This is a genomic window from Pseudomonas sp. PDM24 (assembly GCF_019218905.1).
Taxonomy (GTDB): Bacteria; Pseudomonadota; Gammaproteobacteria; order Pseudomonadales; family Pseudomonadaceae; genus Aquipseudomonas.
This window is the reverse complement of the sequence record NZ_JAHUWR010000005.1, coordinates 42,596-56,069: the sequence shown is the minus strand read 5'-3', so window position 1 is coordinate 56,069 and position 13,474 is coordinate 42,596. Positions and strand designations below refer to the sequence as shown.

Below are 13,474 nucleotides of genomic sequence, written 5' to 3'. Positions count from 1 at the left end.
TCAAAATATAGTTTTTGGACGATGGTTCCATAACGGAAAAACTTTCGATTGTTGTCGTCGGAAGATATCGATTGCCAGGCATTTTGTTTTTTACTGCCCACTATCTGAAGTCGAGACAGGGATAACTATCTCGAACTGTCTTCGACGCAATGACCCATTCAATTGCGGCATGAGCACATCAAGTTATAGGGCGGCGTCATGGCAATAGAAAAGCGCAACACGGCCAGGGCTGATGTTTTTAAGCTTGCCGTTCCGAGAACGAAACCAACCTGAAGGGTCTGGCATGGCTGGGCGGCTGAAACTGACTTTGTCCCACTTGAAACGCAAACGCTTCTATCAGTGAGGTCTGTTCAGTGTCATCGAGACCGAGTTGGCCGGTAGTCTGATCGATAAGTTCGAGTTGCCAGGCCAATAATGTGAAGCAGTCCTTGAGCGCGTCCAGGGCTTGATCGTGCAGGTCCATGTGGTTCTGCGCGCAGCTCAGTAATCCATGAATATGCAGCGAGAACTCCGAGACCGCCGCCAGTGCCAAGGCATCGGCCTTGCTGGACAGCTTGAGAAGGGTGCTGAGCATGCAATCGATGGCGTCCTTGTCATTGCTGATCAGTTGCAAATGACTCAGGCATTCCTCGGATTTGGCCAAGAGTGTTTCAGCCTCAACGAGAAATTCCGGAAATCGCTGAGCCCACTCTTTGGTGTCGTTCGGCATGCTTATCTCCACAACGTCGTGTCAGATGAGGGAATGTCGTGTGTGCCGACGAGAACCATATGTGTCCCCGCGCTGCCAAGCCTTCGTGATATCGCGCTCCGGCAGGTTTGAGCGCCGGCAGGGGAACTCGAGAGGGTGGATGGCCACTGACCTGCAATCGCACACAAAAGCCTGACTCCATTCATGCAATGAGAATGGCGTCACATTAATGGCTATTGGATATTGCGAATATCAGGTTGGGCCTGATTGTTACTAGGGGAATCCCTTACGCAGGGGAACCTAACGTGCAAACCGAGGTCGCGCCGCAGGGAAGGAAGCAGATGAAAATCACGGAGCCAGTAAAGCATGATGTTAATGTGACATCAATGCCTGAGCCTGGCATTTTGTCTGGGGGTCAAGGTCCGGCAAAAACAGCCGATAACTCCCTTTAGTGAATTCATCAGAACAAGCCCAGGAGTCATTAATGGCCGGCATTCTCGACACGGTAGACCAACGCACGCAACTAGTGGGTGAGAATCGCCTGGAAATTCTCATGTTTCGGCTGGCCGGACGGCAATTGTTTGCGATCAATGTCTTCAAAGTTCAGGAAGTGCTTCAGCTGCCGAAGCTGACCCTGATGCCGCAACGCCATCCCTTTGTGTGCGGCGTGGTCAACCTGCGTGGCCAGACGCTGCCGGTGATCGACCTGTCCCAGGCCATCGGCATGCGCCCGTTGGTGCCAAGTCCCACCAGTACCATTATTGTCACCGAGTACAACCGCTCGGTGCAGGCGTTCCTGGTCGGTGGCGTGGACCGCATCGTCAACATGAACTGGGAAGCCATTTTGCCGCCGCCGGCCAGTGCCGGTCGCCAGCATTACCTGACCGCCATCAGCAAGGTCGATGATCAGTTGGTGGAAATCATCGACGTCGAGAAAGTCCTGGCCGAGATCGTTCCGTACAACGCCAAGGTATCGCGCGACAAACTCGACGATCCGGTGCTGGAGCGTGCCCGTGGCCGTGAAGTGCTGCTGGTGGATGACTCTAACGTGGCCTTGTCGCAGTTGCGCGACACCTTGGGCCAATTGGGCGTGAAGATGCACATTGCCAGCGATGGTTTGAAGGCGCTGAACATGCTCAAGGCCTGGGCCGATACGGGCGAAGTCATGACCGACAAGCTGCTGATGATCTTCACCGATGCGGAAATGCCGGAGATGGACGGCTATCGCCTGACCACCGAAATCCGTAACGACCCCCGTTTGCGCGGGCTTTATGTGGTCTTGCACACCTCGCTGTCGGGCAGCTTCAACGACTCGATGGTGAAGAAGGTCGGCTGCGACAACTTCCTCTCCAAATTCCAGCCCGACAAACTCGTCGACGTGGTGCGCCAGCGCCTTATGCTCGACGCAATACCTGCCTGAATCGGAACGTAGGAGCCAGGCTTGCCGGCGAAGGCGTCCTTAAGAGTGCTTTCGCCGGCAAGCCTGGCTCCTACGAAAAGCGGGCAAGCGCTCTCAATAGGGCTTTGATTCGGCCATCAAGCTCGTATAGGGTGGCGTTTTTACCCACCAGGGAGTTGGCCATGCGTCTGAGCGCGCTTTATCGTTTTCCATTGAAATCCGGCAAGGGCGAGCCCCTCAATCAGGTCAGCCTGGACAAGCTGGGACTGGACGGTGATCGACGCTGGATGCTGGTGGACGAAGCCAGTGGGCGCTTTCTGACCCAGCGCGCGGTCGCCAAAATGAGTCAGCTGTCGGCGTTGTGGAATGCCGGCGGCGGCTTGACCCTCAGTGCCCCGGGTCATTCACCGATCGATATTGCGTTGCCTGACGGCGAGGCCGATCTGCGCGGGGTGACCATCTGGCGCGACACCTTGCGCGTCCCCGATGCCGGCGATGCGGCGGGTGCCTGGGTCAGTGAGTTCATCGGCAAGCCAACGCGTCTGGTGCAAGTGCCGCTTGATCGCGCGCGGACCACCCAGGCCGGCTATGGCAAGGACGATGATCAGGTGGCGTTTGCCGACGGTTTCCCGTTGTTGCTGATTGGTCAGGCGTCGCTGGAAGACTTGTCGAGCAAAGTCGGGCGGCCGCTGGAGATGTTGCGTTTCCGGCCCAATCTGGTGATCGAGGGCAGTGAAGCGTATGCCGAAGATAGCTGGAAGCGCATCCGCATTGGCGATGTCGAGTTCCGCGTGGTCAAGTCCTGCTCACGCTGCATTCTGACCACCATCGACCCGCAGACCGGCGAACGCAGCGAAGATCGTGAACCGCTGGCCACATTGCAGAAATACCGCACCGAGGCCGACGGCGCGATGTTCGGGCAGAATCTGGTCAACGACGGCAATGGCCGGCTTGAAGTCGGCATGCCCGTGACGATTCTCGAATAAAAGCCCTTCAAAATAAAAAATGCCCGCGTCCAAGGACACGGGCATTTTTTTGTCGCTGTGAAAACCCGGGGGTTTAGCCGCGGTATTCGCACAGGTAAGCGGTGTCGACGGCCACTTTCAGCTGGAATTTGCTGTTGGCGGGTACGTTGAACTGGCTGCCGGCGGCGAAGGTTTCCCAGGTGTCGCTGTCAGGCAGTTTGACGGTCAGGGCGCCGGACACCACGTGCATGATTTCACGCTGGCTGGTGCCGAATTCGTATTCGCCCGGTGCCATGACGCCGATGGTCGCTGGACCTTCAGCGGTGCCAAAGGCGATCGACTTGACGGTGCCGTCGAAGTACTCGTTGACTTTAAACATGGGCGGTTCCTCGAAAAGGGCTAAAAAGGGCCGGCCAGTATGCACAAGGTGTCGATAGGCGTCACCTCCTGCACTCAAGGATTAGCGGGGAAAATCAGCGGTAACAAACGCGCCGTATTGCGCGCGTCTTCCAGTGCTCGATGCTGCTGACCGTTGAACTGCAGGCCCGCCAGTTGCAGGGCCCCGTTGAGCCCCAGCGGGCGCTCCAGCCGACAAGCCTTGGCGAAGCGTTGCTTGAGGTTCATGTGCGGCACTCGGCTCAGGGCGCTGTCGAGTTGCAGGCGCTGCCAGTCCTGAAGCAGTTGTTTGCGGTCGTAATCGCCCCAACTGGCCCAGCCTTCCAGGCTCGCGTGATGTTGGGCGAGCCAGCGCTCGAACAACGGCCAGATGTCGGTGAGCGGCTGTGAGGCATCGATATTGGCCTGGGTGATGTGGGTCAGTTCCCGGCAAAACGGCGTCAGCAAGGGCCGGCGCAACGGGCGCACGAAGCACTGGAAGTGATCCAGTTCCTGGCCCTTGCGGTCCACGAGGGTGGCACCGATTTCGATGATTTCCATTTCCGTGACTGGCCAGCCGCCCTCATCGGTGGTGGCTTCCAGATCAATGACCAACCAGTGAGGCATCGCAGGGTTCCTGGTATCCGCGTCCTGATAGGGCTTGAGCGTAGCCAAACCCGGCGGATCCGCCTAGCGGCTTATTCGACCTCTAACAAAATCTGACGATTTTTAACCTGATCGCCGACCCTGACCTGCAAGCGTTTAAGCACTCCGTCAATCCCCGATTTGAGCGGATGCTCCATTTTCATTGCTTCGAGCACCACCAATAGCTGACCTTTGCTGACCGGGCTGCCCTCACTGACCAGTACATCGACGATCGCCCCGTCCATCGGCGCTTTGAGCGTGCCGGAACTGACACTGGCCTGTCCGCTGACCAGCGCCAGGGTGCGATCGACCAGTCGCAGGCAGCCGGGGCGCGTGAACAACCACAGTTGCCCGGCCTCGAGGCGATAGGCATGGCGTTGGCGGATGCCGTCGATTTCCAGCGTGGCCCAGTGGTCGTCGCACTGGATAACCTTCAATTCAAGGGTGCGAGCGCCGACCTGAATGCGGCAAGGTTCGCCAGATTCAGCGTTCAATTGCACCGGCCAATCCTGATCCCCAAGGCCGATTCGGTAGTGCAAGGGCACGCTGGCGTTGTTGCGCCAACCGGCCAGCGGGGCGCGGTGAGCCTGCGCTGAAGCCTGATAAAACAGCGCCGCGCCGATGGCCAGTTCTTCGGCGCTCGGCACATGGGGATGCAGGCAGGGATGATCGGCGAAGTGCGTGGGGATGAACCCGGTGCTGAACTCGCCACTGATGAACTGTGGATGTTCCAGCAGACAGGCGAGCAAGCGCTGGTTGCTTTGCACGCCCAGCAGCACGCTGTCCTGTACCGCCCGCAGCAACTTGCGCCGGGCTTCTTCGCGGGTGGCGCCGTGGGCGATGAGCTTGCCCAGCATCGGGTCATAAAACGGACTGACAGACTGGCCCTCGATCAAGCCATGGTCGATCCGCACACCGCCCGGCAACGCAGGTTCCCAGGCTGCGATTCGCCCGGTTTGCGGCAGAAATCCTTGGGCTGGGTCTTCGGCATACAGACGCACTTCCATGGCATGGCCGTTGAGCTGAACCTGCTCCTGTTGCAACGGCAGTGGCAGTCCTTCGGCCACGTGAAACTGCCAGGCCACCAGATCGAGGCCGGTGATCAGCTCTGTCACCGGGTGTTCCACTTGCAGCCGGGTGTTCATCTCCAGAAAGTAAAACTGCCCGCGAGCATCCAGCAGGAACTCCACAGTGCCGGCGCCGACATAATTCACCGCGCGCCCCGCCTTGAGCGCCGCTTCGCCCATGGCCTGGCGCAACTCGGCGGTCATTACCGGGCAGGGCGCTTCTTCGATGATTTTCTGGTGGCGACGCTGGATCGAACAATCGCGCTCACCAAGGTAGATCAGGTTGCCGTGCTGATCGCCGAACACCTGAACCTCGACGTGACGCGGGTCGATCAAGGCTTGCTCGAGGATCAGTTCGTCGCTGCCAAACCCATGCCGCGCCTCGGAGCGTGCGGTGCGAATCTGCTCCAGCAACTCTTCAGCGCTGTGCACCAGGCGCATGCCACGACCGCCGCCGCCGGCACTGGCCTTGATCATCAGCGGATAGCCGATGCGTTCGGCTTCACGGCCGAAGGTCGCGTCGTCCTGTTCGCTGCCCTGATAGCCTTTGATGCAGGGCACGCCCGCTTTGATCATGGCGAGTTTCGACAGACGTTTGCTGCCCATCAGTTCAATGGCCTCGGGGCTCGGGCCGATGAAGATGATGCCGGCCTGTTGGCAGGCGCGGGCGAATTCTGCGTTTTCCGAGAGGAAGCCGTAACCGGGGTGGATCGCATCGGTACCGGTGCGCCGGGCGGCGTCGATGATTGCCGGGATGTTCAGGTAAGACTGCTGCACCGGGGCCGGGCCGATATTCACGGCTTCGTCGGCCATCTGCACATGCAAGGCATCGGCGTCGGCGTCGCTGAACACGGCGACGGTGAGGTAGCCCAGCGCTTGCGCGGTGCGCTGGATGCGGCAGGCGATTTCACCGCGGTTGGCGATCAGGATTTTGCTGAAGGCGGGCATGGGTTATTCCCTTGGTTTTTGCGGTGAATGTGAGGGCCTCTTCGCGGGCAAGCCTCGCTCCTACGGACTGCGTGATACCCCTGTAGGAGCGAGGCTTGCCCGCGAAGCTCTTAAATCGCCCAACCCGGTTTTCGCTTTTGCACAAAGGCCATCGTCCCCTCGATCCCTTCATCCCCGGTCACTGCGTCACTGAACCACTCGGCCGCCTGATCCAGCAGGCCATCCGAGAGTTGCGCCGCACTCGCCAGCAAGAGTTTTTTGGTCGCCGCATTCGCCCCCGGGGCGCAACACAACACATGGGCCAGCACCTCATCGAGGCGCTCGGCCAAGGCTTGCGGGTCATGCTCGACAAAATGCACCAATCCCATGCGCCGGGCCTGGGTGCCATCGAACCGTGCGGCGGTCAGGGCCAGTCGGCGGGCCTGGGTCAGGCCGATGCGCTGCACCACGAACGGTGCGATCTGCGCCGGCAACAGGCCGAGGCTGGTTTCCGGCAGGCCGAATTGCGCCTGATGATCGGCCATCGCGATATCGCTGACGCAGGCCAGACCGAAGCCGCCGCCAAGTACCGCGCCTTGCAGCACCGTGATGACCACTTGCGGCGCGTGCTGGGTTTCTTCCAGCAAGGCGCCGAACGCACGGTTCAATTCGCGGTAGGCCGTCTGACCCTGAGCGCGGGCATTGGCCATGTCCTTGATGTCGGCACCGGCACAAAAATGCCCGCCGGCACCGCCGATCACCAACGCGCGAACCTGCCGGTCATCGCGCACCGCCGCCAGCACCGCACGCAGCTCGGCGACCATTTGCAAGCTCATGGCGTTGCGACTGTCGGGGCGATTGAGGGTGATGTGCAGGACGCCGCTATGCCGTTCGAGCAACAGGGTCTGGCAAACGGGAAGGGTGTTCATTTCTTTTTCCCCGGCAGGATGCCCATGAGTTTGCAGATGATCCCCAGCATGATTTCGTCGGCGCCGCCGCCGATCGACACCAGCCGCACGTCGCGGTAAGCCCGCGCCACCGGGTTGTCCCACATGAAGCCCATGCCGCCCCAATATTGCAGGCAACTGTCGCTGACTTCCCGGCCCAGTCGCCCGGCCTTGAGTTTGGCCATGGACGCCAGACGGGTGACGTCCTGGCCTTTGATGTATTGCTCGGTGGCCTGATAGACCAGCGCCCGCAGGCATTCGATTTCGGTTTGCAGTTCGGCCAGGCGGAAATGGATGACTTGATTATCGATCAGCGCATTGCCGAAGGTCTTGCGCTCCTTGCAATACTCGATGGTGCTGTCGACGCAATACTCCAGGCCTTTGATCATGTTCGCCGCGCCGAACAATCGTTCTTCCTGGAACTGCAGCATCTGCATCATGAACCCCGCGCCTTCGTGGCCAATGCGGTTGCGTTGCGGCACGCGCACGTTGTCGAAAAACACCTGGGCGGTTTCCGAGCTGCGCATGCCGAGCTTGTCCAGGTGCGAGCTGAGGCTGATGCCGGGGCTGTTCATCGGCACCATGATCAGCGACTTGTTGATGTGCGGCTTGTCATCCGAGGTGTTGGCCAGCAGGCAAATGAAATCGGCGCTCGGCGAGTTGGTGATCCACATCTTGCTGCCGTTGATCACGTAGTCGTCGCCGTCCTTGCGGGCGGTGGTTTTCAAACCTGCTACGTCGGAGCCGGCACCGACTTCGGAGACGCCAATGCAGCCAACCTGCTCGCCGGTGATCGCGGGGCGGAGGAATTCTTCGCGCAGTTCATCGGAGCCGAAACGCGCCAGGGCCGGGGTGCACATGTCGGTCTGCACGCCGATGGACATCGGAATACCGCCGCAATGAATGGTGCCGAACTCTTCGGCGGCCACAATCGAATAGCTGTAGTCGAGCCCCATGCCGCCGAATTTTTCCGGTTTGGAAATCCCCAGCAGACCGAGGTCGCCCGCCTTGCGGAAGATCTCATGGATCGGAAAGCGCCCAGCCTTTTCCCATTCCTCGACATGAGGATTGATCTCGTGATCGACGAATTGGCGGACGGTGCGGCGCAGTGCTTCGTGTTCCTGGGTGAAGATCATTTTTTATTGTTCTCCTGTGATCGTTCCCACGCTCTGCGTGGGAATGCAGCCTTAGACGCTCCGCGTCATCAAAAACGGGCTACGCCGAAACTGTTGGATTGCAGCGAACGAACTTCGGCCTCATGGCAGATGTCCAGCAAGTACCCGAGCAACGTGCGGGTGTCCCGCGGATCGATCAGCCCGTCGTCCCATAGATTGGCGCTGCCATACAACGCGGTGGACTGGCTGTCGAGCTTCTGCGCGGTGACTTGTTCCAGCATGTCGAGCATTTTCGGGTCGGGCACCAACCCGTCCTTGAGCTGTTTGGCTTCGGTGACGATCCGCAGCACTTTGCCGGCCTGAGCGCCGCCCATCACCGCGGTGCGGCTGTTGGGCCAGGCGAAGATGAAGCGCGGGTCGAGGCCACGACCGCACATTGCGTAGTTGCCAGCGCCGTAGGAACCGCCGACGACGATCGTCAGTTTGGGCACTCGGGCATTGGCCACCGCTTGAATCATTTTCGCGCCGTGCTTGATCACCCCTTGTTGTTCCGACTCGGTGCCGACCATGAAACCGGTGGTGTTGTGGAAAAACAGCAGGGGCGTCTGGCTCTGGTCGCAGAGCTGAATGAACTGTGCAGCCTTGCTCGCACCTTTGGGCGTAATCGGGCCGTTGTTGCCGATGAAGCCGCAGGCTCGACCCTGAATCTGCAAATGCCCGCAGATCGTTTGCTGGTCGAACTCGCCCTTGAATTCGAGGAAGTTCGACGCGTCGGCAATCCGGGCGATGATTTCGCGCACGTCGTAGGGCTTTTTCGGGTCATCTGGGATCAGCCCCAGCAGTTCGTCGATGGGGTAGAGCGGTTCTTCCCACCGACGTTCGGGTAACCATGGCAACTGATCGTTCCACGGCAACAGGCTCATGATCTCGCGCACCTGGCGCACGCCATCGGCATCGTTCTCGGCCAGGTATTCGGCGGTGCCGGCGGTTTGCGCGTGCATCTGGGCGCCGCCCAGTTCTTCATCGGTAGCGACTTCACCGGTGGCGGCCTTGAGCAGCGGCGGCCCGGCAAGAAACAGCTTGGCTTTGCCGCGCACCACCACCACGTAATCCGACAACCCCGGTTGATACGCGCCGCCCGCGGTGGCCGAGCCATGGACCACGGTAATTTGTGGCAAGCCCATGGCCGACATCCGCGCCTGATTGGCAAAGCTGCGCGCGCCTTCGACGAAAATCTCCGCCGCGTAATTGAGGTTGGCGCCTCCGCTTTCCGCGAGGGTGATTACCGGCAATTTGTTTTCCATGGCGATCTGTTGCAGGCGCAGGGATTTTTTCAAACCGCTGGGGGAAATGGTTCCGCCCTTGATCGCGCTGTTGTTCGCCACCACCAAAACCCGCGCGCCGGACACGTAACCGATCCCGGCGATCAAACCGCCGCCGGCCGAGCTGCCGTCCTTGTCGTCGTGCAGCTTGTAGCCGGCCAGGCTCGCCAGTTCGAGGAACGGCGCGCCGGGGTCAAGCAGCAGGTTAAGCCGCTCCCGGGGCAGCAGTTGCCCGCGCTTGTCGAACCTGGGCTTGGCTTCGGCGGCTTTGCTCAGCAGGTTCTGTTCGAGCTGGCGGACCTGCTCGATGCCGGCCAGCATGGCCGCACGGTGACGGGCGAACGATTCGCTGAACGGGTCTACCTGGGACTGGATGACCGGCATGGTTATTCCTTGTCCTTGGATTCATCTGGTTTGGAGACGTCTGGTTTGGAGGCGTCAGGTTTGGACGCGTCGGGTCTGAGTACTTCGGGTAAATAGGCGCGGTGAAAACCGTTGTAGGAATGACTGTTCTGCGCCTTGTGCATTGGCCAGGCCCGCCCGCCGAGGCTGGCGGCGCCGTCGATGCGCAACGTGCTGCCGCTGACAAAAGCGGCTGCCGGGCTGAGCAGGAAAACAATCGCCGCGCTGATTTCCGATTCGGTGCCGATGCGCTTGAGCGGTACGTGTTCGCACAGGGTCGGGATTACGGCCCGGAACGCACCTTCGTAGGTGTCCATGCCGCTGGAAGCGACCCAGCCCGGCGCGACGGCGTTGACCCGCACGCCGGCATAGCCCCATTCAAACGCGGCGGTCTTGGTGAAGTTGTCCATGCCCGAGCGCGCCGCGCCCGAGTGACCCATGCCGGGCATGCCGCCCCACATGTCGGCGAGCATGTTGACGATGGCGCCGCCGTGCTTGCTCATGGACTGATTGAACACCTCACGGGCCATCAGAAAACCGCCCACCAGGTTGGTGCGCAGTATGGTTTCGAACCCTTTCTGATTGATCGACGCCAGGGGCGAGGGGTACTGCCCGCCGGCATTGTTGACCAGCCCATGAATCGGCCCGTGTTTGCGGATCAGTTCGCTGACCAATTGCGTGACGGCGTCTTCATCGCGGATATCGCAGACCTGCCAGCTGGCTTTCCCCCCGTCTTCAGTGATTTCGGTGGCGACCTTTTTCAGTTTCTCGGCATTACGCCCCACCAGCAGCACCTGCGCGCCGAGGGCTGCGAGCTCATGGGCGGTGCAACGGCCAATGCCGCTGCCGCCACCGGTGACGATGATGTTCTGGCCAGCGAACAGGTCGGGTTTGAAAATCGAGTCATAAGCCATGGGCGACGGTCCTCTAGTTGACCTGATCAGCAATGTGCTGCGGCACCGGAATCTGGATCTCCAGCAGTTGTTGGGCGAACGCCTTGCCTTGCGGATCGATCCGCAGGCTGGCCACGCCACCGCCGCCGAGCGCGTTCTCCAGAAGAAAATTAAAGCTCTGAGTGCCGGGTAAATACCAGCGTTCGACACGTCCGTGGATCGGGTCGAGGACATGGCTCATCCAGTCGACCATCACCTCAGGTGTCAGCGCCTCGGCGATCCATGGCAGGTAGTCGGGATGGCGGGCCATGACGCCGATGTTGCTGTGATTGCCCTTGTCGCCTGAGCGCGCCACGGCGAGTTTGATCAGGGCTACGCTGGCGTCGGCGCGCTCGGTGGGTTGGGGTGGATCGAACGGTAGCGGCAAGTCATCCGGGTCGAGTACATCGAGGGCGGGCAGGGCGCACGGGTGGCGCTCACCGGCGAGGTCGACTTGCAGGGTGCAGGCCGTTTTGTCGATCAGGAATGAAAACAGCCGAATCAGCGGGTACACCGTCGGCCGCCCGCCGACGATCCCGGTCAACCCCGGCGCCATGCCGGTGGCGGCTTGGGCGATTTCCCGGGAAAACAGAACCAAGGCCTGTTTGCTTGGGTGGCGCACGGCGAGTTTGATCACCACTTCGCGGCTGTCCTGGCGCTGGCCGTGGGGGCCATAAGTCGCTTCGCTGCCCAGCAACTCAATGTTCACTTCGCTGTAGGGCGCCCAGCCGCGCTGGCTGAACATTTCCGAGGTTTTGTTGATGATCGCCTGGCTGACCCGTCGGGCCTTGGCCACGGCATCGATCCCGGCGATCAGGCAACTGGCGGTGCAGCGGAAACCGTCCGGATACGTGGCGCTGACTTTATAGTGATCGGTCGGCGGCAAGCCTTTTGCGCCATGCACCTGTACCGCGTTTTTGCCTTGCTGCACGAGTTTGACCTGACTGAAATCGCACACCACGTCGGGCAGCAAATAGGCCTGCGGGTCGCCGATTTCATACAGCATCTGCTCGCCAACGGTCAGGGGCGTAACCAGGCCGCCGGAACCATCGGGTTTGCTGACGATAAACTGGCCGTCGGCGCCGACTTCGACGATCGGAAAACCGATGTGTTCGTAATCGGGCACGTCGTGCCAATCGGTGAAATTGCCGCCGGTGCACTGGGCGCCACATTCAATGAGGTGCCCGGCCAATGCAGCCTGGGCGAGTTTGTCGTAGTCGTGCCACGACCAGTCGAACTCATGCACCAGCGCGGCGCTGACCACGGCGCTGTCGACCACGCGCCCGGTAATCACAATGTCGGCGCCCAGGCGCAGGGCTTCGACGATGCCCGGCGCGCCGAGGTAGGCGTTGGTCGATACGCACATCGGCGGCAGGGGCGTACCACTGAACATCTCATGCAGGCCAAGGCTGCTCAGGTGTTTGAACTGCGGCTGCAGATCGTCACCCGACAGCACGGCAATCTTCAGCGTCACCCCGGCCTTGTCGCAAGCCGCTTGCAGGGCAGCGGCGCAAGCTTGTGGATTGACGCCGCCGGCATTGCTGATGACGCGGATCTTCTGCTCCGCGAGCTGGTTGAGGAGGGGACTGAGGACTTCGATGAAGTCGCTGGCGTAGCCGGCCGCCGGATCTTTCATCCTCGCCCCGGCCATGATCGACATCGTGATCTCGGCCAGATAATCGAACACCAGGTAGTCCAGCCGCCCGCCTTCCACCAGTTGCTCGGCGGCGGTCGAGGTGTCGCCCCAGAATGCGCTGGCGCACCCGATGCGGATTGTTTTAGGCGCAGTCAATTCCATAACCACCTCCGACAGAAGTGCTTTGAGACTACCAAGCAAGCGCTTGGTTTGTAAACGGCTGAAATATCTTCTGCCCAAGCGCTTGCTTGGTCGCCCCCGCCAGCTTAAATTGCCCGCGCAACCCTGCTGTTTTAGCGGCCAGCGGCGCAATTGATTGATCGACTGTAGGAGAGAACGGGTGGACGAGCAAAAAGCCCTGAGGGTGATGCGCGAATTGGTCGACAGCGGCCAATTGACCGACCCGGACAGCGCCCGCGGCAAACTGCTGCAAGTGGCCGCTCACCTGTTTCGTAATAAAGGTTATGAACGTACCACCGTGCGTGACCTGGCCAGTGCGGTGGGTATTCAGTCAGGCAGTATTTTTCATCACTTCAAAAGCAAGGATGAGATCTTGCGGGCAGTGATGGAGGAGACCATTCGCTACAACACCGCGTTGATGCGTGCAGCCCTGGCCGAGGCCGGCAGTGTGCGCGAGCGGGTTTTGGCGCTGATTCGCTGCGAATTGCAGTCGATCATGGGCGGCAGCGGCGAGGCCATGGCGGTGCTGGTATATGAGTGGCGTTCGCTGTCAGCGGAAGGTCAGGCGCAAGTTTTGGCGCTGCGTGATATTTATGAAGACATCTGGTTGCAGGTGCTGGGCGAAGCCAAGGACGCCGGTTTTATCCGTGGCGACGTGTTCATCACCCGCCGTTTCCTGACGGGCGCGTTATCCTGGACCACCACCTGGTTTCGTGCCGATGGCAGCATGAGTCTCGATCAATTGGCCGATGAGGCGTTGATTCTGGTGCTTGAAGAACGGCAGTAAGCCGTCTATCTCGGCAAGAAACTGGCTAAGTCGGCGAAACCGCCTAGCTTGAATACATTGATGGATATTTTTTTCGGGGAGTAGGCT

General features: G+C 60.4%; 12 protein-coding genes. 3 read left to right on the top strand and 9 right to left on the bottom strand.

Features of this window, described 5'->3' with window-relative positions; translation table 11 throughout:
* Window positions 1-238: 238 nt before the first annotated feature.
* Window positions 239-709 carry a hypothetical protein gene (locus KW837_RS17285; protein ID WP_123497547.1) on the bottom strand — a complete coding sequence of 157 codons (471 nt, stop codon included), beginning with the start codon at window positions 707-709 and terminating at the stop codon, window positions 239-241.
* A gap of 463 nt (window positions 710-1,172) precedes the next feature.
* Between KW837_RS17285 and KW837_RS17280 the strand changes: the two genes are divergently transcribed.
* Together KW837_RS17280 and KW837_RS17275 are read left to right on the top strand one after the other, a co-directional pair.
* Window positions 1,173-2,108: a chemotaxis protein CheV gene (locus KW837_RS17280; RefSeq protein ID WP_063341073.1), complete on the top strand. Its 936-nt coding sequence runs from the start codon at window positions 1,173-1,175 to the stop codon at window positions 2,106-2,108.
* 161 nt (window positions 2,109-2,269) lie between these two features.
* Window positions 2,270-3,073 carry an MOSC domain-containing protein gene (locus KW837_RS17275; protein WP_218397473.1) on the top strand — a complete coding sequence of 268 codons (804 nt, stop codon included), beginning with the start codon at window positions 2,270-2,272 and terminating at the stop codon, window positions 3,071-3,073.
* Window positions 3,074-3,146: 73 nt separating this feature from the next.
* On the opposite strand, the gene KW837_RS17270 is transcribed toward KW837_RS17275, so the two are convergent.
* The 8 genes from KW837_RS17270 to KW837_RS17235 all read right to left on the bottom strand — a co-directional run bounded on the left by KW837_RS17270 (window position 3,147) and on the right by KW837_RS17235 (window position 12,582).
* Complete coding sequence (locus KW837_RS17270) at window positions 3,147-3,431, bottom strand: pyrimidine/purine nucleoside phosphorylase (protein ID WP_007895072.1); 285 nt, start codon at window positions 3,429-3,431, stop codon at window positions 3,147-3,149.
* Between the two features lie 74 nt (window positions 3,432-3,505).
* Window positions 3,506-4,054: an exonuclease domain-containing protein gene (locus KW837_RS17265; protein WP_192344109.1), complete on the bottom strand. Its 549-nt coding sequence runs from the start codon at window positions 4,052-4,054 to the stop codon at window positions 3,506-3,508.
* 71 nt (window positions 4,055-4,125) lie between these two features.
* Window positions 4,126-6,087 (bottom strand): acetyl/propionyl/methylcrotonyl-CoA carboxylase subunit alpha, encoded by a 1,962-nt coding sequence (locus KW837_RS17260; RefSeq protein ID WP_218397471.1) that lies wholly within the window; start codon window positions 6,085-6,087, stop codon window positions 4,126-4,128.
* 110 nt (window positions 6,088-6,197) lie between these two features.
* On the bottom strand, window positions 6,198-6,995 hold the full coding sequence (locus KW837_RS17255) for an enoyl-CoA hydratase/isomerase family protein (RefSeq protein ID WP_218397469.1): 798 nt from the start codon (window positions 6,993-6,995) through the stop codon (window positions 6,198-6,200).
* Entirely contained in the window at window positions 6,992-8,149 is a 1,158-nt protein-coding gene (gene atuD, locus KW837_RS17250) for a citronellyl-CoA dehydrogenase (protein WP_008075606.1), read from the bottom strand. Before atuD ends, KW837_RS17255 begins: the two co-directional genes overlap by 4 nt.
* 68 nt (window positions 8,150-8,217) lie before the next feature.
* Entirely contained in the window at window positions 8,218-9,834 is a 1,617-nt protein-coding gene (gene atuC, locus KW837_RS17245) for a geranyl-CoA carboxylase subunit beta (RefSeq protein WP_218397467.1), read from the bottom strand.
* Window positions 9,835-9,836: 2 nt separating this feature from the next.
* The gene (locus KW837_RS17240; RefSeq protein WP_218397466.1) at window positions 9,837-10,766 is read right to left on the bottom strand and encodes an SDR family oxidoreductase; all 930 of its coding nucleotides are present in this window, start codon (window positions 10,764-10,766) and stop codon (window positions 9,837-9,839) included.
* Between the two features lie 13 nt (window positions 10,767-10,779).
* Window positions 10,780-12,582, bottom strand: a complete 1,803-nt coding sequence (locus KW837_RS17235; RefSeq protein WP_218397464.1) for an acyclic terpene utilization AtuA family protein — start codon at window positions 12,580-12,582, stop codon at window positions 10,780-10,782.
* 178 nt (window positions 12,583-12,760) lie between these two features.
* Here KW837_RS17235 and KW837_RS17230 point away from each other — a divergent pair, with 178 nt between their 5' ends.
* Window positions 12,761-13,387, top strand: a complete 627-nt coding sequence (locus KW837_RS17230) for a TetR/AcrR family transcriptional regulator (RefSeq protein WP_008015249.1) — start codon at window positions 12,761-12,763, stop codon at window positions 13,385-13,387.
* The last annotated feature ends 87 nt before the right edge of the window (window positions 13,388-13,474 follow it).

Bases quoted from the DNA above. Each gene is read 5' to 3' on its own strand.
- KW837_RS17285 (WP_123497547.1), bottom strand. From the start codon at position 709: ATGCCGAACGACACCAAAGAGTGGGCTCAGCGATTTCCGGAATTTCTC.
- KW837_RS17280 (WP_063341073.1), top strand. From the start codon at position 1,173: ATGGCCGGCATTCTCGACACGGTAGACCAACGCACGCAACTAGTGGGT.
- KW837_RS17275 (WP_218397473.1), top strand. From the start codon at position 2,270: ATGCGTCTGAGCGCGCTTTATCGTTTTCCATTGAAATCCGGCAAGGGC.
- KW837_RS17270 (WP_007895072.1), bottom strand. From the start codon at position 3,431: ATGTTTAAAGTCAACGAGTACTTCGACGGCACCGTCAAGTCGATCGCC.
- KW837_RS17265 (WP_192344109.1), bottom strand. From the start codon at position 4,054: ATGCCTCACTGGTTGGTCATTGATCTGGAAGCCACCACCGATGAGGGC.
- KW837_RS17260 (WP_218397471.1), bottom strand. From the start codon at position 6,087: ATGCCCGCCTTCAGCAAAATCCTGATCGCCAACCGCGGTGAAATCGCC.
- KW837_RS17255 (WP_218397469.1), bottom strand. From the start codon at position 6,995: ATGAACACCCTTCCCGTTTGCCAGACCCTGTTGCTCGAACGGCATAGC.
- atuD (WP_008075606.1), bottom strand. From the start codon at position 8,149: ATGATCTTCACCCAGGAACACGAAGCACTGCGCCGCACCGTCCGCCAA.
- atuC (WP_218397467.1), bottom strand. From the start codon at position 9,834: ATGCCGGTCATCCAGTCCCAGGTAGACCCGTTCAGCGAATCGTTCGCC.
- KW837_RS17240 (WP_218397466.1), bottom strand. From the start codon at position 10,766: ATGGCTTATGACTCGATTTTCAAACCCGACCTGTTCGCTGGCCAGAAC.
- KW837_RS17235 (WP_218397464.1), bottom strand. From the start codon at position 12,582: ATGGAATTGACTGCGCCTAAAACAATCCGCATCGGGTGCGCCAGCGCA.